At 43.0% G+C, this 19623-nt stretch carries 21 protein-coding genes, 3 tRNA genes and 1 riboswitch; of the genes, 3 read left to right on the top strand and 21 right to left on the bottom strand.

Going from position 1 to position 19623, the window contains the following annotated elements:
- Window positions 1-486: 486 nt before the first annotated feature.
- From rplI to orn, 8 genes are all read right to left on the bottom strand, one after another.
- Entirely contained in the window at window positions 487-939 is a 453-nt protein-coding gene (rplI, locus tag HG263_RS10850; protein ID WP_171626113.1) for a 50S ribosomal protein L9, read from the bottom strand.
- A gap of 35 nt (window positions 940-974) precedes the next feature.
- Complete coding sequence (gene rpsR / locus HG263_RS10855) at window positions 975-1202, bottom strand: 30S ribosomal protein S18 (RefSeq protein WP_002962753.1); 228 nt, start codon at window positions 1200-1202, stop codon at window positions 975-977.
- Between the two features lie 11 nt (window positions 1203-1213).
- Window positions 1214-1540 carry a primosomal replication protein N gene (gene priB, locus HG263_RS10860; RefSeq protein WP_171626114.1) on the bottom strand — a complete coding sequence of 109 codons (327 nt, stop codon included), beginning with the start codon at window positions 1538-1540 and terminating at the stop codon, window positions 1214-1216.
- A 32-nt stretch (window positions 1541-1572) separates the two neighbouring features.
- Entirely contained in the window at window positions 1573-1914 is a 342-nt protein-coding gene (gene rpsF / locus HG263_RS10865; protein ID WP_070991141.1) for a 30S ribosomal protein S6, read from the bottom strand.
- A 185-nt stretch (window positions 1915-2099) separates the two neighbouring features.
- Window positions 2100-2175 (bottom strand) — tRNA-Gly (locus tag HG263_RS10870).
- Window positions 2176-2274: 99 nt separating this feature from the next.
- Window positions 2275-2350 (bottom strand) — tRNA-Gly (locus tag HG263_RS10875).
- A 94-nt stretch (window positions 2351-2444) separates the two neighbouring features.
- Window positions 2445-2520 (bottom strand) — tRNA-Gly (locus tag HG263_RS10880).
- A gap of 100 nt (window positions 2521-2620) precedes the next feature.
- Window positions 2621-3166 carry an oligoribonuclease gene (gene orn / locus HG263_RS10885; RefSeq protein WP_171626115.1) on the bottom strand — a complete coding sequence of 182 codons (546 nt, stop codon included), beginning with the start codon at window positions 3164-3166 and terminating at the stop codon, window positions 2621-2623.
- A gap of 205 nt (window positions 3167-3371) precedes the next feature.
- Between orn and rsgA the strand changes: the two genes are divergently transcribed.
- Together rsgA and asd are read left to right on the top strand one after the other, a co-directional pair.
- Window positions 3372-4430 (top strand): small ribosomal subunit biogenesis GTPase RsgA, encoded by a 1059-nt coding sequence (gene rsgA, locus HG263_RS10890; protein ID WP_171626116.1) that lies wholly within the window; start codon window positions 3372-3374, stop codon window positions 4428-4430.
- A 42-nt stretch (window positions 4431-4472) separates the two neighbouring features.
- The gene (gene asd / locus HG263_RS10895) at window positions 4473-5339 is read left to right on the top strand and encodes an archaetidylserine decarboxylase (protein ID WP_171626117.1); all 867 of its coding nucleotides are present in this window, start codon (window positions 4473-4475) and stop codon (window positions 5337-5339) included.
- A 61-nt stretch (window positions 5340-5400) separates the two neighbouring features.
- Here asd and HG263_RS10900 read toward each other — a convergent pair whose 3' ends face one another.
- The 8 genes from HG263_RS10900 to HG263_RS10935 form a co-directional block, all read right to left on the bottom strand.
- On the bottom strand, window positions 5401-6144 hold the full coding sequence (locus HG263_RS10900) for a HesA/MoeB/ThiF family protein (protein ID WP_171626118.1): 744 nt from the start codon (window positions 6142-6144) through the stop codon (window positions 5401-5403).
- A gap of 9 nt (window positions 6145-6153) precedes the next feature.
- On the bottom strand, window positions 6154-7668 hold the full coding sequence (thiE, locus tag HG263_RS10905) for a thiamine phosphate synthase (protein ID WP_171626119.1): 1515 nt from the start codon (window positions 7666-7668) through the stop codon (window positions 6154-6156).
- A gap of 21 nt (window positions 7669-7689) precedes the next feature.
- The gene (locus HG263_RS10910) at window positions 7690-8484 is read right to left on the bottom strand and encodes a thiazole synthase (RefSeq protein ID WP_171626120.1); all 795 of its coding nucleotides are present in this window, start codon (window positions 8482-8484) and stop codon (window positions 7690-7692) included.
- A 3-nt stretch (window positions 8485-8487) separates the two neighbouring features.
- The gene (thiS, locus tag HG263_RS10915) at window positions 8488-8682 is read right to left on the bottom strand and encodes a sulfur carrier protein ThiS (protein ID WP_171626121.1); all 195 of its coding nucleotides are present in this window, start codon (window positions 8680-8682) and stop codon (window positions 8488-8490) included.
- Window positions 8679-9704: an FAD-dependent oxidoreductase gene (locus tag HG263_RS10920; RefSeq protein ID WP_171626122.1), complete on the bottom strand. Its 1026-nt coding sequence runs from the start codon at window positions 9702-9704 to the stop codon at window positions 8679-8681. Before HG263_RS10920 ends, thiS begins: the two co-directional genes overlap by 4 nt.
- A 98-nt stretch (window positions 9705-9802) precedes the next feature.
- A complete protein-coding gene (gene thiC / locus HG263_RS10925) occupies window positions 9803-11755 on the bottom strand; it encodes a phosphomethylpyrimidine synthase ThiC (protein WP_216628423.1) in 1953 nt (650 codons plus the stop codon).
- 123 nt (window positions 11756-11878) lie between these two features.
- Window positions 11879-11978: riboswitch (TPP riboswitch) on the bottom strand.
- A gap of 29 nt (window positions 11979-12007) precedes the next feature.
- A complete protein-coding gene (locus tag HG263_RS10930) occupies window positions 12008-12406 on the bottom strand; it encodes an META domain-containing protein (RefSeq protein WP_171626123.1) in 399 nt (132 codons plus the stop codon).
- A 99-nt stretch (window positions 12407-12505) separates the two neighbouring features.
- Window positions 12506-12901: a thioesterase family protein gene (locus HG263_RS10935; protein WP_171626124.1), complete on the bottom strand. Its 396-nt coding sequence runs from the start codon at window positions 12899-12901 to the stop codon at window positions 12506-12508.
- Between the two features lie 129 nt (window positions 12902-13030).
- On the opposite strand from HG263_RS10935, the gene HG263_RS10940 reads away from it, so the two are divergent.
- Complete coding sequence (locus HG263_RS10940) at window positions 13031-15106, top strand: TonB-dependent receptor (RefSeq protein ID WP_171626125.1); 2076 nt, start codon at window positions 13031-13033, stop codon at window positions 15104-15106.
- A gap of 61 nt (window positions 15107-15167) precedes the next feature.
- On the opposite strand, the gene speD is transcribed toward HG263_RS10940, so the two are convergent.
- The 5 genes from speD to astA form a co-directional block, all read right to left on the bottom strand.
- Window positions 15168-15977, bottom strand: coding sequence for an adenosylmethionine decarboxylase (gene speD, locus HG263_RS10945; protein ID WP_171626126.1), 810 nt, complete (start codon window positions 15975-15977; stop codon window positions 15168-15170).
- Between the two features lie 87 nt (window positions 15978-16064).
- Window positions 16065-16478, bottom strand: coding sequence for an OsmC family protein (locus HG263_RS10950; protein WP_171626127.1), 414 nt, complete (start codon window positions 16476-16478; stop codon window positions 16065-16067).
- Between the two features lie 77 nt (window positions 16479-16555).
- Window positions 16556-16891: a DUF3802 family protein gene (locus tag HG263_RS10955; protein WP_105166728.1), complete on the bottom strand. Its 336-nt coding sequence runs from the start codon at window positions 16889-16891 to the stop codon at window positions 16556-16558.
- Window positions 16892-17071: 180 nt separating this feature from the next.
- Window positions 17072-18544 (bottom strand): succinylglutamate-semialdehyde dehydrogenase, encoded by a 1473-nt coding sequence (astD, locus tag HG263_RS10960; protein WP_171626128.1) that lies wholly within the window; start codon window positions 18542-18544, stop codon window positions 17072-17074.
- Between the two features lie 16 nt (window positions 18545-18560).
- Window positions 18561-19577: an arginine N-succinyltransferase gene (astA, locus tag HG263_RS10965; protein WP_171626129.1), complete on the bottom strand. Its 1017-nt coding sequence runs from the start codon at window positions 19575-19577 to the stop codon at window positions 18561-18563.
- Between the last annotated feature and the right edge of the window lie 46 nt (window positions 19578-19623).

Here is a 19623-nt window from a genome sequence, read left to right on the forward strand (position 1 = left end):
ATTCCCATTTTTTTGTCAACACTTAATTTTAAGAAGTTTTAAATTTAAGTTTTACTCGACGCTGACTCGTTGTTGCTTTGCTTATTCAGCGTAGCGCTCCGTGTCAGTGGGGTCGCATTATAGGGCGATCCTTTTTTTGATCAAGTGTTTTTTTACGAAAAGTGATAAAAACAGATCGTTCGCCTACTTTTCAATCTAAACACTCTATTTTTACTGCTTTTATAGGATAGACGACGATATAACTGGTTAAATTAAAATCAACTATCACTAACCTTATCGCCAATTTATCCAAAGATATGAAAGTATGCTCTTCGAAATAACTCTTTTCTATCTAAAATACGGTATAAGCTAGTACGGACTTGGTAAGGTATAAAAAGAGTGCTTTAGCAGGATTAATACTTGATATGTAAGGGGTGCTGTTTACCAGTTCTTAAAAATAAAAAACCGCGCACATGATGTGCACGGTTTCGCTTAATCCACAAAAAATTAAGCTTCAGCAATAACGATTACTTTAATAGTAGCTGTTACGTCTGTGTGTACTGCGATTGATACGTCAAATTCACCAGTCTCACGGATAGTACCTAGAGGTAGACGAACTTCTGACTTAGCAACTTCAACACCAACAGCTGAGATAGCGTCAGCGATGTCACGAGTACCGATAGAACCGAATAGCTTACCTTCATCACCAGCTTTAGAAACTAATGTAACTTCTGCTAATGCTTCAAGTTTCTCAGCGCGTGCTTGTGCAGCAGCTAATTCTTCAGCGATTTTCGCTTCTAAATCAGCACGACGTGCTTCGAAAGTTTCGATGTTTGCTTTAGTCGCAGGAACTGCTTTGCCTTTAGGGAATAAGAAGTTACGTGCGAAGCCAGATTTAACTGCAACCTGGTCACCTAGGCTACCTAGGTTAGCGATCTTGTCTAGTAGAATAACTTGCATGTCTCTACACCTTTTAAAAACTGTTAATCAGCTGCTTACTTGTGTAAGTCAGTGTATGGAAGAAGGGCTAAGTAGCGAGCACGCTTGATAGCAGTTGCTAGCTGGCGCTGGTATTTAGCGCTAGTACCTGTGATACGGCTAGGTACGATTTTGCCACTTTCTGTTACATAGTTTCTAAGAGTAGCTAGATCTTTGTAATCGATTTGTTGTACGCCTTCCGCTTTAAAACGGCAGAACTTACGACGTCTGAAATAACGTGCCATGAGTAATTTCCTCAATTAATTCTTTCAATATGTTGTGCATGTAGTACGAGTTGACTCAAACCATTTCGGTTTTCGTGACGATTTAAAAAACCTCGAACTTGTACTGCTTGCCCAACGTATAAATGCTGTGTTTGAGACTGGAACTGTTGCCCACTGGCGACCACTTGAAGTCGAACATAACTATTACGGTTAAGGTCAGCTTCGACTTGTATTGATTTATGCTCAAGCACAAAAATACAATGTGGTATACCCGCTGGGCTTTGATTAAATTTGGGTGTTTTACAAATCACGCCCGAAAGCACATATTGATTTGTATACAGGTCAGCCTGTTGTTGCACCGCAAACCCTCAATGTCCAGAGTCAATAACGATTAAGCAGTAGCTGCTTCTCTTTTCTCTTCTCTTACAAGAGGAGATGCTTCAGTTACAGCAGTTTTAGTACGCATAACTAAGTTACGTAGTACTGCATCGTTGTAGCGGAAAGAAGTTTCAAGCTCGTTGATTACTTCAGTTGGTGCTTCAACGTTCATAAGAACATAGTGTGCTTTATGAAGCTTTTCGATTGGGTATGCCAATTGACGACGACCCCAGTCTTCTAAACGGTGGATAGTACCGCCAGCTTCAGTGATAGAACCAGTATAACGCTCGATCATACCAGGTACTTGCTCACTTTGATCTGGGTGAACCATGAATACGATTTCGTAATGACGCATGGATATTCCTTACGGTTAATATAGCCTTTTCCCGTTTCGGCCAGTCGGGTGAAGGCAAGGAACTAAATGTGATAGCCGAAAGAGCGCGTATTTTACGTAGAGTTGGATTATTAAGCAATTAAAATTTGATATGTATCGAAGAAATTTACAAAGGAATTGATAAAAAAGAAATTTTAAAGGGAGATTGGAGCGGCACACGAGGTTCGAACTCGTGACCTCGACCTTGGCAAGGTCGCGCTCTACCAGCTGAGCTAGTGCCGCATTCCAAATTAGCTCTTATTTTCCGTTATACGCAACTTAAAGGTCACTCCTAACGTTTTAGCGGCTGAGCTAAGTAGCCACTTTGTGATTCTGGAAGATTGGAGCGGCACACGAGGTTCGAACTCGTGACCTCGACCTTGGCAAGGTCGCGCTCTACCAGCTGAGCTAGTGCCGCATTCCAGATTAGCCCTCATTTTCCGTTGCGTGCAACCTAAGGTTACATCTAACGTTTTAGCGGCTGAGCTAAATTCCGCATGATTTTGAAAGATTGGAGCGGCACACGAGGTTCGAACTCGTGACCTCGACCTTGGCAAGGTCGCGCTCTACCAGCTGAGCTAGTGCCGCATAATTCTTTCTTAGCTTTTGATACTAAAAACCCCGCAAGGCTTCTCGTCTTAAGCGGGGCAGGATTCTACAACATAAAAAATGCTTTGCAAGTATTTTTTTAAATATTGAAAAACTTTTCTCGGTAGATTTTTAACTCCATGATGGAATCTTTAATATCGTCTAAAGCTAAATGTGAACTTTTCTTTTTCACTTCATCTAACAATTCAGGTTTCCATCGACGGGCCAATTCTTTGACCGTACTAACATCTAAATTGCGATAATGGAAATATGCTTCGAGCTCAGGCATATATTTGTTTAAAAAACGGCGATCTTGGCCAATAGAGTTTCCACACATGGGCGACTTTGCTGGAGGTAACCAGCCTTTTAGAAAGTCCAATGTTTGTTTAACCGCGTCTTCCTCTGTAAATTTGCTTGCTTTACAACGTGCAGTTAGGCCTGAACGACCATGTTGATTCGTACACCATTCATCCATATTATCTAGCAGTTCATCACTTTGATGGATAGCGATAACAGGACCTTCGGCTAATATATTCAAGTCACAGTCAGTTATCACTGTGGCGATTTCGAGGATTTTATCTGTCTTTGGTTCTAACCCCGTCATTTCGAGGTCAAGCCAGATTAAGTTAGATTCATTAAACGACATAGACTACCTTAGCGGTACTTTCCTTTAGATCCAATGCAATTAGATATATCATATTAGCTTCACCAGTTGACCTAAAGCTTTTTTTTAAAAAGCGGGGCATTTAATTGAGTTATAGACCAATTACATGCAGCTCACAAAACAAACAGTACAGGAATAGGCTAATTTAAACAAATTATCCTATTTTTGGGCGGTAGATCAAAGTAACATGGCAAAAAAGACAAAATTAAGTAAAGGCCAATCCAGACGGATCAGTGCCAACCACCAAAAGCGCTTGCACAAAGCTAAGCAGCAAGAGGCAAACCAACCACAGAGCACTTGGCAGAATGATAACCTTGGGCCTATAGAACCTGCCGTAGTGATCAGCCGTTTTGGTCAACACGCAGACATTGAAACCACACAAGGTGACGTGCTGCGCTGTAATATTCGGCGCACCATAAAAAGCTTGGTATGTGGTGACGAAGTCTATTTTCGCCGCGCCAAAGTTAGCGATGGTGATTTGGCTGGAGTCATAGAAACCACTGAAGAGCGTCGCTCTCAGCTCACTCGCCCCGACTTTTATGATGGCGTTAAAGTTGTTGCAGCCAATATTGATCAAATTTTAATGGTCTCGGCAGTCCTACCAGAGTTTACACCTCATATAATTGATCGCTATCTGGTGGCCTGTGAGGACATGGGGATTGAGCCCATTCTAGTTCTCAATAAAGTAGATTTGCTTGATGATGAAAGCCGTCAGTACATCGATGAAGTGTTAGATATTTATCGGGATTTAGGCTATCAAGTGCTATTTGTGAGTAATAAAACAGGCGAAGGCATTGAGGTTCTGAAACAAACACTGGCGGGTAAAAATAATATTTTTGTTGGCCAATCAGGCGTTGGAAAATCAACTTTAGTCAATACCGTACTTCCTAATGCAGAAATATTAACGCAAGAAGTGTCTGAGAATAGTGGTTTGGGGCAACATACTACAACTGTTTCTCGTTTGCACCATCTGCCTAGTGGCGGTAACTTGATTGACTCACCAGGGATCCGCGAATTTGGATTGTGGCATTTAGAGGTGGAACGCGTGACCTGGTGCTTTAAAGAATTTAGAGAGTTTATTGGCGGTTGCCGTTTTAGAGACTGTAAGCACCTCAATGATCCTGGCTGTCTGTTAGTCGAAGCTGTAAGCGAAGGTAAAATCAGTGAATTGCGCTTTGACAGCTACCATCGCATACTTGAGTCCATGGCTGATGGTCGAGCAGGCGCTCGCGCACCTCGTGTTTAATTCTGTGCTAATATCAGCAAAATTTTTTAGGAAAATAACAACGTGAACTTGGATAAATTTAAAATTGCCATGCAGTATGCACTGCCTAAGCATGGACTTTCGCGCCTTGTCGGAAAGCTTGCCGCTGCCGAAGCTGGTGCACTTACAACGCAATTGATTAAATTATTTATCAAGCAATATAAAATAGACATGAGCGAAGCGCTTCACGAAGACCCGGCACATTACAAAACGTTTAATGAATTCTTTACTCGTCCTTTAAAGCCAGGCATACGCCCTCTTGCTGATGATAAAAATATTATTGCTCATCCAGTAGATGGAGCTATTAGTCAATTGGGAGATGTCGTTGATGGACAGATTATCCAAGCAAAAGGGCATGACTATAGTTTGCAAACACTATTAGGGGGTAAAGAAGAAGACTTTTTACCTTTTAGCGGTGGCAAGTTCGCAACCATTTACCTTGCACCAAAAGATTATCATCGTATCCATATGCCGATTGATGGCACATTAAAGCGCATGATCTACGTGCCTGGAGATTTGTTTTCAGTTAATCCACTTACCGCGCAGAATGTGCCAAACTTGTTTGCACGTAACGAGCGTGTAGTGGCAATTTTTGACACCGAAATAGGTCCTCTTGCTATGGTATTAGTTGGTGCAACTATCGTAGCAAGCATCGAAACGGTTTGGGCGGGCACAATCACCCCACCAGCTGGCAAAGATATATTTAGCTGGGATTACCCTAGTGAGGGAAACAATGCCATCACCTTGAAAAAGGGTGAGGAAATGGGTCGTTTTAAACTCGGTTCTACAGTTATCTTAGCCTGGGGCGCTAACCAAGCTGACTTCCTAGATAATGAACAACCTGAAACAGTCACTCGAATGGGCACACCGTTTGCCACCATCAATCAGTAAGAACTGCTTATATTAAAAGGCTAATGTAACCCATTGGCCTTTTAATTTTTTTGTCCTTACCTCATGCTGTGCAAAACCTACATTTACTATCTTTGGCAATATTCCACACACTCTGATGCAGCGTTAAGCCATCAACACTGGCAAAGAAACTACCACTGTGATGACCTAAAATAGTATTCACCGCAAGCAGTGCCTGCTGAGCCCCGATCACACCTAACAATGGACTTAACACCCCAAAATTGTCACAGTTGGTATTGTCTACCTTATCACTTTTAGGAAACACGCAGGCATAGCATGGACCGCTTTGTCGAAAATCAAAGCACATGACTTGTCCTGATGTGGCAATCGCTGCGCCTGAGATCAACACTTTTTGGCTTTTCAAACAGTAATTATTAAGCAAATAGCGTGTTTCGAAATTGTCGCTGCAATCGAGTACTACATCTGCTTGTGCTAGCAGTGCATGAATATTCTCGTTCGTTACTTTTGCACGGTTAGGATTGAGAGTAATACAGTTGTTTAAACTCGCTAACACTTTACTAGCCGCTTGGCTTTTAGACTGTCCTAGATGGCTCACTTTATACAAGATCTGGCGCTGTAAATTAGACAGTTCCACTTCATCGTCGTCTATAAAGGTGAGTGTACCGACACCACTTGCCGCCAAATAGAACAGCGCCGGACTGCCTAGGCCGCCACACCCAACCACCGCAACATGGGCTTTTTTCAGTGCAAGCTGGCCGTGTTCCCCAACCTCTTTTAGCAGCAAGTGGCGGCTGTACCGCAGCCGTTCTTTATCGTCTAACGTCATGGCTTAATACTACTCCAAACACGCCTTAAGTTGCTCAATCGCCACGCGATGATCTTCTGACTCAGTGATGGCCCTCACTACCGCAATGCTACCCACGCCCGTTTTGGCCACGTCAGGTGCCACCGACAGATCAATTCCACCAATCGCTACCGTTGGATAGTACTCAGCCATCAAAGGCACAAAGTGAGAAAGCTTCTCCAAACCTTGAATTTGCCCTGTCATATCTTTGGTTGTGGTTGGGTAGATGGCCCCAAACGCTAGGTAACTCGGCCTGTAGTTATGCGCTCTAAGCATTTCGTAAAAACCGTGCGTAGACACACCTAGTCTGAGCCCCGCTTCTTGAATAGCCTTAAGATTGGCTTCACAGAGATCTTCTTGTCCTAAGTGAACACCATAAGCACCGTGTTTAATTGCCAATTGCCAATGGTCATTAATAAACACCCGAGATTGGTATTTTTTTCCTAAGGTAATGGCTGTTTGAATATCGGCTTCAAGTGTTTCTACGTTTGCATTTTTAATTCTCAACTGCACGGTTGGCACACCTGCCGACAAACACTTCTCGACCCAATCAACACTATCAACAACGGCATAAAGCCCAAGTTCACCATTAGTGTCAGCAAAGCCTGCTGCAAAATTAAATGGGTTAGGCTGTGCAAAATCCAATTCGTCTGCAAGCCAGCTGCCCGCTTCAATCACTTGTGGATAATAGGTTAAGTTGGTAGGAAAACCTGTCTGTGCAACGGGGCCGATTCCCTCACCATAGCGTGTTGCTGCATACAGCCCTTGATTTATGTAGGCTTTAGCCAATATAAAAGCATCTTTTAGTGGGTAGCCTTTTGCTAAACAAGCAGCTATCGCTGAAGATAAACTACACCCGGTACCATGGGTGTGTGGTGTACTAATCGTTTCATTGCCCAGCCAGTATTCTTGCCCTTGCCAGAGGCAAAAATCAACACAGTATCCTTTCGGATAATCCCAGTGCCCACCTTTGACTACGACGGATTTAACGCCCATTTCGACTAACTTACTTGCAGCTTCACGCACCGCATCGGGGCCAATTAAATACACCCCGGTTAACAGCTGAATTTCTTGTGTATTCGGTGTTATCACATCAACCAGTGGCAGCAAGTGAGTTTTTAAAGCATCAATGGTGTCTTCTTCAGTTAACCTATCACCACTGGTTGCAATCGCGACAGGGTCATACACAATAATCGGGGGTTGTGACCACTTTTGCTTGTAATGACTAATGTGCTCAGCGATTAATTGAATTTGCTGCACATTTGCTAACATACCTATTTTAATCACTTTTGCAGGCATGTCAGTTGCCAAAGCTTGAAGCTGTGATTCAATCACATCCGTTGCTACCGAATTAATCGCCTCTACGCCTAGGCTATTTTGGGCTGTTAATGCCGTAATCGCTGTGCAAGCATGCACACCAAAGCTCTGCATCGCTTTAATGTCCGCTTGAATACCTGCACCACCACCAGAGTCTGATCCTGCAATACTCCAAACTACCTGTGCCATTTCAGACTCCTCATTTTATTGTTAGTTGCTTTGATGCCAAAATGGCATACCCATTGTGGGCGTTGAAGGTGCCGCAACGTCTTTTTCAGGCATTGCTTGTGCAACGTATGCCGCACGCCCCGCTTGCACCGCATAGTTAAATGCGCGGGCCATTGTAACAGGACAACCTGCACCAGCGATTGCCGAGTTTAGTAATACCGCATCATAGCCCATTTCCAGCGCTTGGCAGGCATGTGATGGTAAGCCTAAACCCGCATCAACAATGAGTGTTATGTCTGGCAAACGCTGGCGTATCATTGATAAGTTATATGGGTTCAACAACCCTTTGCCGGTACCAATTGGTGCCCCCCACGGCATTAATACGTCACAACCCAATGCTGCTAAACGCTGACATAGTACTAAATCATCAGTGCAGTACGGTAGCACCTTAAAGCCCTCAGATAGCAATATCTGAGTCGCTTCTAACAATGCCACAGGATCTGGTTGCAAATTATATTCATCACCTATCAGCTCTAGCTTTATCCAGTCGGTCGCAAAAACTTCTCTACACATGTGTGCCAATGTCACCGCTTCTTTCACGCTATGGCACCCAGCTGTATTAGGAAGCACTTTTAGTCCTGTGTCTTTTATCAATTGCCAAAAATCATCTCCTGCTGACACCGAGTTTTGGCGGCGCAGTGATACAGTAACAATTTGCGACTGTGATGCACTAATCGCCTCTTGCATTATGTGTGGAGAAGGATACAAAGCAGAGCCAATCAATAGACGGCTCTCAAACTTTTGCCCATATATGGTAAGTGGTTTATCGTCTCGCATGACCTACCCACCTTGAATCGGCGAAAGCAACTCAATGCTGTCACCTTGCGCTAAATGCGTTGATTGACACTGGCTGCGTGGCACAAATTGGCCATTCAAAGCCACTGCATAGGGTTCTTTCGCTCCCATTGAATCAATAAATGCTTGAAGAGTATGCTCTGTTGATTCTATTGCCTGACCATTAAATGTTATTTTCACAATAACTCCTTACTAAGCGCTTGCTTAACTACAGCAGGGGCAAGCAGATAACCGTGACGGTATAAGCCGTTAATACTGATCACATTGCCATGCACTGACGTTTTCGGACGATTATCACTAAAAGCAGGTCTAAGCCCCGCATTAAGTGCCATTACTCGACCTTCGGCAAAACCACTATGTACAGTATAAGCCGCAGAAAGCAGCTCTAGGGTTGAACGTACCGTTATCGACCCACTGTCTTGTGATTCAATTTCAGTGGCTCCAATCACGAATTCATTATTGGGTTTAGGTGCAATGTAGATTGGGTAACGAGGGTGCATTAATCTCACAGGCCTATGCAACGACACTTCCGGTGCGTAAATGCGTGCTACTTCACCGCGTACACCTCGCAGACCATGTAGCTGTTGTTTAGCACCAATACCTCGACAATCAACGACCCAATCAAACTCTGCATCGTTTACTTTTATCCTGCCCTGAGCCTCTTGATGTAACTCAACAGACTGACCAAAGTAAAACTGACTATCCGTTGTTTGAAGCAGCTCAAAGCTTGCTTTGTAAAAGGCTTGATTATCTAACTGCCCTTCACTTGGCAAATAAATACCTTGATGAAAACGCCCGGCAAGTTCAGGTTCAAGTCTTGCAATATCTTGACTCGATGCCTGCTGCGCGTAATGTCCTGCCATAGGCTTCAGGCGCTGCTCAAAACTACGTAAATCCCCCATATCTTGCGGATGCGCAACAATCAACGTGCCTGATTGTTGATACATAACAGAAGACGGCAACGCCGCAAGGAGCTTCGGCCATAGTGCCATCGCTTCTACACCAAGCTCAGCAATATCAGTGTCACAAATCACTGACTCAGCCATAGGCGCGAGCATCGCTGCTGCAAGTGCTCCTGCACCGTTGTCATTGGCATTAGGTGCCGCCTCAAAGATGTGCAGTTGATATCGCTCATGCAGCATTAACGCCGCAATTCGGCCTACAAGACCGAATCCTAATATCGCAACCTTAGGTTTTTTCATGCTAAACATCTACCGTATGCAATGGTTAGTTAAGAAGTGACGCTGCATAGAAACAGCATCACCCAATACTGTTTGGCGTGCGCCAAACAGACACAACTCTAAATTGCCTTGTGATAAATTTCAGAGCCAGATTGCTTAAACTCTTCAGACTTGGCTTTCATTTCAGCTTCAACGTCCACCATTTTGATCTCAATTGCATCGCCAACATTATTTGGATCTATCCCTTTAGCTTCAAGATCTTTGGCATAGTCACGCACTTCTTGAGTGATCTTCATCGAACAGAATTTAGGACCACACATAGAGCAAAAATGCGCTACTTTACCTGATTCTTGCGGTAATGTTTCATCGTGGTATTCACGGGCACGATCTGGGTCTAACCCTAAATTAAATTGATCATGCCAACGAAATTCAAAACGTGCCTTTGATAAAGCGTTATCACGTACTTGTGCACCGGGATGACCTTTCGCTAAGTCAGCCGCATGTGCTGCTATTTTGTAGGTGATCAACCCTTCTTTTACATCTTCTTTGTTAGGCAAGCCTAAATGCTCTTTTGGCGTCACGTAACATAGCATGGCGCAGCCATACCAAGCTATTTGCGCAGCGCCAATGCCCGATGTGAAGTGATCGTAACCCGGTGCAATATCGGTTGTAAGCGGACCAAGCGTATAAAATGGCGCTTCATGACAGTGCTCTAACTGTTCTTTCATGTTTTGTTCAATCATGTGCATTGGCACGTGACCTGGTCCTTCGATGAATACTTGCACATCATGCTGCCAAGCAATCTTCGTCAGCTCGCCCAATGTGCGTAATTCAGAGAACTGCGCTTCATCGTTGGCATCTGCAATTGATCCGGGACGCAAACCATCTCCAAGTGAGAAACAGACATCATATTGCTTCATGATTTCGCAGATATCTTCGAAATGGGTATACAGGAAGTTCTCTTTATGATGCGCCAAACACCACTTCGCCATAATTGAACCTCCACGTGACACAATACCTGTGACACGTTTTGCCGTCATTGGCACATAACGTAGCAGTACACCGGCATGAATTGTAAAGTAATCAACCCCCTGTTCTGCCTGCTCAATCAGTGTATCTCGGAAAATCTCCCATGTAAGATCCTCAGCGACCCCATTAACTTTTTCAAGCGCTTGATAGATTGGCACTGTACCAATTGGCACAGGAGAGTTTCGCACGACCCATTCGCGGGTTTCATGAATGTATCTCCCCGTCGATAAGTCCATAACTGTATCTGCGCCCCAGCGAGTAGACCAAACCAATTTTTCAACTTCCTCTTCAATAGAAGACGTTACAGAAGAGTTACCGATGTTGGCATTTACTTTCACTAAGAAGTTACGCCCAACGATCATTGGCTCCGATTCTGGGTGATTGATATTGTTAGGTAAAATAGCGCGGCCACGGGCTATTTCATCACGCACAAACTCTGGAGTAATAAACTCTGGAATAGATGCGCCAAAAGACTGGCCTTTGTGCTGCTGGGCAAGGATCTCTTCTCTGATCTTGGCACGCCCCATATTTTCACGAATAGCCACATACTCCATTTCAGGCGTCACTATTCCTTGGCGAGCATAATGCATCTGAGTCACATTTTTACCTGCTTTTGCACGACGGATTTTTGGTAAGTGCTCAAAGCGAATGTGGTCTAGCCCTTCATCTGCCATGCGCTGTTGTGAAAACTTAGAGGTGACCGAATCGAGCCACTCGGTATCACCGCGCGCATCAATCCACTCTTTACGCAATTTAGGTAAGCCTTTACGTACATCTAATTTAAAATCTGGATCTGTGTATGGACCTGAGGTGTCGTATACACGAACGGGGTCGTTTTGCTCGTAGACAGGATTATCTTCAGTGCCACCAACAAAACTATCTGATAAGGTAATCTCACGCATACCAACACGTACACCTAGATATTCACCTTCCACATACACTTTGTGAGAACTAGGAAAAGGTTGCCCTGTAAGATTATAAATAAATTCAGATGCCGCGGCACGAGTTTCGCGGCGAGATGGTTTGCTACTATTGTTTGACATGACTTGCCTCATTGTTATTTAAGGGGTCTTGTCAGATCTCCAAAAGGAGCGAGATGAGGGGTTAACCTCAGATGATCGAGTTTTATGACATCATAAAACTTTGGCAGCCTACAAACATCTGTTTGTAATAGGCAGCTTGTTCCCTACGCAGGTTTTAACCTGATCAGGTTCACGGATCCCGCACAATGCGATCTCAGCCCAAAGGGCACTCCGACAAGTAACGAATTGACAATGAGTGTACTGGAGAAGGACTTAGCCTGCAACTCGAAAACGTAGTTCTGGTTGGCCTTTGAAAATCAGTGCATTTTCTATCATAAGCACAGGCACACCACTTTGAAGCATTTTCAACAGCATTTGTTCTTGCTGATTAGTCTGTTTATCACATAGTTTACGCGTCATCCCAATATGCGATACTTTAAGCGAGCTGTCGCGCACTATTCCTTCACCAAAGAATCGATTACAACCTCCGTTGCCGGCAACTTGCATAGCTTCTATAAACTCAATAGAAATGACACTATTAGCAACTAATTTTCCATTAATATGGCTCAGCTGCCATTTGGTATGCTTTAGCTGTGTATCACCCACTTGTGTCGTTGATATACAGCCAACTAAAAACGCGCCAATCACGCTATATAAAATGAAGGATTTCATGTCACACTACTACTCACTAAACTCGTATAATTATACACATTTAACGGGATTTAGCGGCAATAAATAGCTATTTAGAATCGAAAAAGCGCATTTTTAGCGCTAATTTCCTGAAAACAAACTTTGAATTTCCTCACATAGGAACGGACGACCCCTCTCATTCACAGAAGTACCTGTCACAATGGCATCTAACATGAGTTTGTCATCAGACTTACGAATGACTTTTTGTATAAAAATGAACTTTAATTTGCTTTGCTGCTGCATCTCAACTTGTACATAAAATTCATCTCCTGGTTTGAGTGAATCTTTAAAGTTCATTTCCGAACGGATCACTACTAGATTAACTTTATCTCGAGCTAACGCGGCAAAATCAACGCCTTTCGAAAGTAAAAATTCATGTCTTGCATGCTCTAAATAATTAAAATATACCCCATTGTTCACAATTCCTTGTAAATCACATTCGTAATCACGTACTTTGAAATCTACGCTAAATATCACTTGAGCCCCGCAAAATAAAAGTAAGCTATTAATAATTGGCAAAGTTATAACACATTTAAACGCTATTTTGGTTTTAACCTAGCGGTCATTTGCTAAAATGTGCGCAACTCAAACGATAACAGCCGAACTATGAATTCAAAATACTCTTTGCTAAGCGCAACAATAATATCGCTGCTTTCTTATCATTCTTTCGCTAACGAAGCATCAATTGAAACCATTGAGGTAACAGGCGACTTTAAAAGGGAAAGCGTTCAAACCTTAAGCGCAAGTGCCATAATAATGGGAGATGATGCCATCACAGCCAGAGGCGCTTCACATCTAGAACAAATGCTAAATAGCGCAGCCAACACAAACTTTACTGCTGGAGCATCACGAGGGCGCTTTGTACAGATCCGTGGTATTGGACTTCGCTCTCAGTTCGTAGACCCAATTCACCCAAGTGTAGGCATGTTAGTAGACAATATTGACTATTCAGGCCTAGGGGGCAGTGCGTTACTTTTTGATACTGACCATGTGACTATTTACCGAGGACCACAAGGCACACGTTTTGGAGCCGATGCTATGGCAGGTATGGTAGACGTGCATACTCAAGCTGCGACATCAGAACCAGCCCTAAATGTTAAACTGGGCATTGGTAACTACCAAAGTAAAGAAGCTGGTATTGCTATGGGTGGTGCAGTTACTGAAAGTACGGCTTTTCGAGGTAGTTATTATTTGCAGCAATCTGATGGCTACACCGACAATATTTACTTAAATAAAGCCACGCAAAAATTAGATGAGCAGGTTGGTAGAGTTAAATTACATACTCAATGGAGTAGCTCGCTAAGCTCTGAATTTGTTGCGCACCACATTAATATTGATAATGGCTATGATGCCTTTACGCTATATAACAATCGTCAAAGCAGTGCCGATGAGCCGGGACAGGATAATCAACAAAGCAATGCCTTTGCACTTAAAACGCATTATACCGGCGCTAAACTATTTGATATGTCGGTACTTGTTAGTCGATTGAGCGGTGACACTCTATACAGCTATGACGAAGATTGGACTTGCAATGATGTCTCTCGCCCTGACGTATGTGCCGCGGGACTGCATCCAGACGGTTACAGCTCAACAGATAGCTATCAGCGCAAACATGACAGAGGCACATTCGAACTAACGCTCTCAGATAAACAACAAAGCTGGGTTGCTGGTGTTTCAGCTAAACGTAAGCAAGTAGCGCTTACACGTGCATACACTTGGCAAAGCCAAGAGTTTAACTCTCATTATGATGTCAGCCATCTGGCATTGTTCGGTCAGAAGGTCACACATTTATCTGACAAAACTGAACTCATTACTGGTCTACGAGCTGAGCGATACAACACAGACTACTTTGATAACAATGCCATTGTCGGTAGTACCGATGATTGGATGTGGGGAACCAAGCTTGCCTTAGAACACTATGTAGTGCCCAGAACAATGATATACACCAGCCTTTCTCGCGGATACAAAATTGGTGGTATTAATGGCGAAGCGCTTGCCAGAGCGAAAGACGAACAACTAAATGTTCAGTCAGACCAACATAACTTTGCTCCTGAATATCTGTGGAACGCAGAGTTTGGCGTAAAAGGCAGCTCAGAAGACAAACGTCACATAGTTAGAGTCAGCGCTTTTTACATGCACAGAGAAGATATGCAAGTAAAACGCTCTTTGGAAGTCGATCGAAAGTTTTTAGAGTTTATTGATAATGCCTCTAAAGGACGAAATTACGGAATAGAGGTTGAAGGGCAATTTCAGTATACCGATCGTTTGAGTTTATCTTATAGTGTTGGCTACCTTGACACCAAAGTCGAAGGCGAATTTATCAACATCAATCTAGATGGTCGAGAGCAAGCTCAAGCACCAAAATATCAATACTCTTTAGCCGCTAATTATTTTATCACTGAACAATTAGTTGCTGCGCTATCGTTGGATGGTAAAGATGACTACTTCCATTCAATCAGCCATGACGCTAAAGCTAACAGCAGTAACTTAATCAATGCGAGTTTAAGCTATTATGCACCGCAATGGTCACTCACTGCATGGGGTAGAAACTTAGCAAATAAAGACGTAGCAGCCCGAGGTTTCAGATTCCCAAATAACCCATTAAATGGCTATTTGACAGAAACCTACGTTCAATACGCTGAACCGCGTCTGGTTGGACTTACATTTAAGTACGAGATATAAAATAACAGTAGATAAAAAAAGCGCTCATTGAGCGCTTTTTTTTATCGCATCGTACTAGAAGTTAATCAACTTCAGGTAGGTTACGTCCATAGAATACTTCTTGGATTTCACGATTTAGGCGAGCTCGGATCTCTGTTTCTTCATCTTCACTCAAATCTGCAGTGGTGATGCCAAACAAATAAGTGTTCAAATCTGTTTCTTTAAGCATCATTTTAGTGTGGAACAAGTTTTCTTGATAAACATTCACATCTAGCATCTGATAAGCTTCTTTCGTATCTTCTGTCATGTAATTCTGTATTGAGTGAATTGCATGATCGATGTAATGTTTCACACCAGTTACGTCACGAGTAAAGCCTCGCACACGGTAATCAATAGTTACCACATCTGATTCCAAAGAATGGATTAAGAAGTTAAGCGCCTTAAGTGGTGAGATAATACCACAGGTAGATACTTCAATATCCGCACGGAAAGTACAAATGCCGTCATTTGGGTGGGCTTCTGGATAGGTGTGCACACAAATGTGGCTCTTATCTAGGTGCGCAACCACAGATTCAGGTAGTGGCCCTGGGGTTTCATTGCTATCAAAAGTCTGCTGTTCAACAGGCTCTTCAGATACCAAAATAGTTACACTTGCCCCTTGCGGCTCGTAATCTTGACGCGCAATATTCAATACGTTAGCGCCAATAATATCGACAACGTCTTTCAAAATATCAGTCAAACGATCAGCACTATATTGCTCATCGATATATTCTAAATATTCTTTACGTTGTTGTTCTGTTTTGGCGTAACAGATATCGTAAATGCTAAAGCTTAAACTCTTCGTTAAGTTGTTAAAGCCATGGAGTTTAATTTTATCAAAGGGCTTGTTCACGATAGACCAACCTTCAAACTATAAATCTGCGAAGCGCAGAACCAAAAGTTTGCGGATTTTATACGAAAATCGCGCTATGAAAAAGGGTTATTTTCCCTCACTTTCAACAACCTCGTGGCTATGAGTAATTTCTACTGATTTATCAAGCATTAATGCTACTGAACAATACTTTTCCGCAGACAACTGAACAGCGCGAGCTAGGTGCTTTTCAGACACATTACGGCCCGTAACCACAAAGTGTAGATTCATTTTGGTAAAGACTCTAGGCGCAGTTTCTGCACGCACTCCAGTCAATTTCACTTCAACGTTATCAAAATCTTGCTTTGCTTTTTTCAAGATACTTACCACATCCACTGAAGAGCAGCATCCGGCCGACATTAATACCATTTCCATTGGACTGGGTGCTGCACTCTCAGAGCCGGCGTCAAAGACCACGTTATGCCCTGATTCAGAGCGGCCTAAAAACGTATCTCCCTCTACCCACTTTACACTTGCTTGCATAGTTACCTCATAAAAAACAATAACACCGCCAGTCGGCGGTGCTATTGTGAATAATCGTTATTATTAAATTTTTATAGTCATACAGCCGAGTCAAACATATTTTTAACTAAACCGGCAAATTCTTCAATAAACTCACGTTGCTCTACCGTAACACGCTGCTCAGTTACACTTGAAAGCACTTCTTGTAAGTCATAAACGATGCCATCAACTTCACGCACAATCAAGCTTCGTTGCTCTGTGGTCAACTCACTATGTTGCTCACAAATACGTATTACATTCTCTGCAATTACGTCTTCGATCAGTTCCATTACTTTAGGGGCACCAGGCTTAATCTCGCCGGGTTTTTCAAACAAGGCTAAGTTTTGTGTAAGATACATGACTAACTCGTCATAACCTTGTTTATCTAAAACCATCTTTAATTCACCTACGACTTTGAACTTACCTGTTATTGATTTAAGCAGAAACTGACTGCTAATGCTACTATTGTCGTTTAGCTGAATACAAAAAAAGCAGCCTAAGCTGCTTTTTATCAGAACAAAGTGCTAGCTTATAATTTCATCACAAAATAAAGCTAACTCTTTGTATACTAAGCCTTAGTCGATATTAAGACCTGGGCTCAATGTGCCCGGTAGGGTCACTTTTTCAAGTTCTACTGATGCCACTGGGTATGCGCAGTAATCTGCTGCATAGTAAGCACTCGCTCTGTGATTACCTGATGCGCCAATACCACCAAATGGCGCAGCACTTGATGCACCTGTAATTGGACGGTTCCAGTTAACAATACCAGCACGAATACGACGTAAGAAGTGGTCGTAGTCGGCTTCGTTATCACCAAGTAGACCTGCAGACAATCCAAAACTGGTGTCATTGGCCTTTTCGATTGCTGCATCAAAATCTGTGTAGCGGAATACTTTTAATAGCGGTCCGAAATGTTCTTCATCTGGAAAATCAGTGATATTGGTACACTCAATGATGCCTGGAGTAACAAAGCCACTGTCAGCTTTGTGTGTTAACTCAACAAGAGATTCTCCACCTAACGACTGCAATTGAGTTTGCGCTGCAACCATACCCTTTGCAGCTGCTTCAGAGATCATTGACCCCATAAATGGCTGGTCTGCATCATCAAAGTTACCCACTTTGATAGCCTTCGTCGCACGGATAAGGTGTTCTAAGATTGCATCACCTTGTGCGTCAGCCGGTAAAAACAACTTACGAGCACAAGTACAGCGTTGGCCACTTGAAATAAATGCCGATTGAATGATGTCATGAACTACAGCTTTAGTATCTGATGCATCTTTAACAATTAGAGGGTTATTCCCCCCCATTTCTAATGCAAGGATTTTACCTGGTTGACCTGCATACTGCTCATGCAATAAATGGCCTGTACGAGAAGACCCTGTAAAGAACAAGCCATCAATACCCTTGTGAGATGCCAGTGCTTTACCTGTTTCCACTTCACCTTGAACTAGGTTTATTACGCCCGCAGGCAGACCCGCTTGTTGCCAAAGCTTTAAAGTTAGCTCAGCAACATATGGAGTCAATTCTGATGGCTTGAAAATAACCGTATTACCGGCAAGTAGCGCAGGAACAATATGACCATTAGGCAAGTGGCCTGGGAAGTTATAAGGGCCAAATACAGCAACTACCCCATGTGCTTTGTGACGAATAACCGCACGTCCCACCGGCATAGGGTTTTCAACAGTCCCCGTTCTTTCATGATACGCTTTTTCAGAAATCGCAATTTTGCCAACCATTGCTCCCGCTTCAGTACGAGTTTCCCAAAGCGGTTTACCTGTTTCTTTAGCGATTGCAATTGCTAGCTCTTCAGCGTTTTCTTTTAATACATCTGCAAAACGTTTAACTATTTCCAAGCGTGCTGAGAAATCTAAGTCGCTCCACGTATAAAAAGCATTTCTTGCCGATTTAACTGCAGCGTCAACTTGCTCTGCAGTGGCAGAATTTGCACGCCAGATCACCTCATTATTTGCTGGGTTTACTGATTTAAACTCGCTGCCAAGACCTGCAGCCCATTCACCATTTATCAGTTGAGCAGGATGTGTTGTCATAATTAATACCTACAAATTAAAGTGTTGCGATGCTAACTGAGTCACCACTAACAATGTTCAATGCATTTGCTAATTCAGCCGAGATAACGATTTCATCACTCGCTGGATCAACTTGAAGTTCGGCTACTGTTGCCCGATAATCTGCAAGTTTACCATTTGCTACCATCACAGGGGAACCGCTCTGTGGTTTACCAATGCACACTTGCTTGTTTTGCACTGAGCGAACTGTACGAATATTATCTACTTTAGCTTCCACTGTCGGTCCTGCATCAAAAATGTCGACATAACCATTAAAGGTAAAACCTTCACTTTTCAGGAGCTGTATTGCAGGCCTCGTGTTGTTATGTACTTGACCAATCACAGCTTGTGCATCTTTACTTAGCAAGTTCACGTAAATCGGATATTTAGGCATCAACTCAGCAATAAAAACTTTTTGACCGATTCCAGTCAAATAATCCGCCGTTGGAAAGTCCATTGAGAAGAAGTGCTCTTCCAGCCATTGCCAAAATGGGCTTTTGCCATTTTCATCAGAGACACCGCGCATCTCTGCAATCACTGTATCAGCAAACCTATGCTGATGTTGCTTAATGAACATAAACCGTGACTTAGAGAGCAATTTTCCGTTGAGGCCTTTGCGATAACCATCTTTTAAAAACAGTGTACACAGCTCTGTAGCACCGGTGTAGTCATTACATAGCGTTAAAATATCGACAGCTTTATACACATCTAAGGTGCGTGAAGAATGGATCACCTTGCTAAGATGATAATGATAAAAAGCATCATCTAAGCCAACAGCGGCCTCTATGGCGCTCGTGCCAACAACTTCACCAGTGTCGCTGTCCTCAAGCACAAACAGATACCCCTCATCAAAAGGAATATCAGTCTCTTTTAAGAACGAAGTCTCTGAACGAGCTATTTTGTTTTGTAACAACTCTTCATTCACAGGCAGTGACGTAAAGCCATGACCTGATTCATGAGCAATATTTAAAAGCGCTGGATAGTCGCTTTTTTGGATTGGGCGAAGGATCATCATGAGCCCGCTTACTCCTCAATTATAAACCTAGACGGTAAACTAAGGC

The sequence above is a fragment of the Pseudoalteromonas caenipelagi genome (genome assembly GCF_013140855.1).
GTDB classification, from domain to species: Bacteria; Pseudomonadota; Gammaproteobacteria; order Enterobacterales; family Alteromonadaceae; genus Pseudoalteromonas; species Pseudoalteromonas caenipelagi.

Bases quoted from the DNA above. Each gene is read 5' to 3' on its own strand.
- rplI (WP_171626113.1), bottom strand. From the start codon at position 939: ATGCAAGTTATTCTACTAGACAAGATCGCTAACCTAGGTAGCCTAGGT.
- rpsR (WP_002962753.1), bottom strand. From the start codon at position 1,202: ATGGCACGTTATTTCAGACGTCGTAAGTTCTGCCGTTTTAAAGCGGAA.
- rpsF (WP_070991141.1), bottom strand. From the start codon at position 1,914: ATGCGTCATTACGAAATCGTATTCATGGTTCACCCAGATCAAAGTGAG.
- orn (WP_171626115.1), bottom strand. From the start codon at position 3,166: ATGTCGTTTAATGAATCTAACTTAATCTGGCTTGACCTCGAAATGACG.
- rsgA (WP_171626116.1), top strand. From the start codon at position 3,372: ATGGCAAAAAAGACAAAATTAAGTAAAGGCCAATCCAGACGGATCAGT.
- HG263_RS10900 (WP_171626118.1), bottom strand. From the start codon at position 6,144: ATGACGTTAGACGATAAAGAACGGCTGCGGTACAGCCGCCACTTGCTG.
- thiE (WP_171626119.1), bottom strand. From the start codon at position 7,668: ATGGCACAGGTAGTTTGGAGTATTGCAGGATCAGACTCTGGTGGTGGT.
- HG263_RS10910 (WP_171626120.1), bottom strand. From the start codon at position 8,484: ATGCGAGACGATAAACCACTTACCATATATGGGCAAAAGTTTGAGAGC.
- HG263_RS10920 (WP_171626122.1), bottom strand. From the start codon at position 9,704: ATGAAAAAACCTAAGGTTGCGATATTAGGATTCGGTCTTGTAGGCCGA.
- thiC (WP_216628423.1), bottom strand. From the start codon at position 11,755: ATGTCAAACAATAGTAGCAAACCATCTCGCCGCGAAACTCGTGCCGCG.
- HG263_RS10930 (WP_171626123.1), bottom strand. From the start codon at position 12,406: ATGAAATCCTTCATTTTATATAGCGTGATTGGCGCGTTTTTAGTTGGC.
- HG263_RS10940 (WP_171626125.1), top strand. From the start codon at position 13,031: ATGAATTCAAAATACTCTTTGCTAAGCGCAACAATAATATCGCTGCTT.
- HG263_RS10950 (WP_171626127.1), bottom strand. From the start codon at position 16,478: ATGCAAGCAAGTGTAAAGTGGGTAGAGGGAGATACGTTTTTAGGCCGC.
- HG263_RS10955 (WP_105166728.1), bottom strand. From the start codon at position 16,891: ATGGTTTTAGATAAACAAGGTTATGACGAGTTAGTCATGTATCTTACA.
- astD (WP_171626128.1), bottom strand. From the start codon at position 18,544: ATGACAACACATCCTGCTCAACTGATAAATGGTGAATGGGCTGCAGGT.
- astA (WP_171626129.1), bottom strand. From the start codon at position 19,577: ATGATGATCCTTCGCCCAATCCAAAAAAGCGACTATCCAGCGCTTTTA.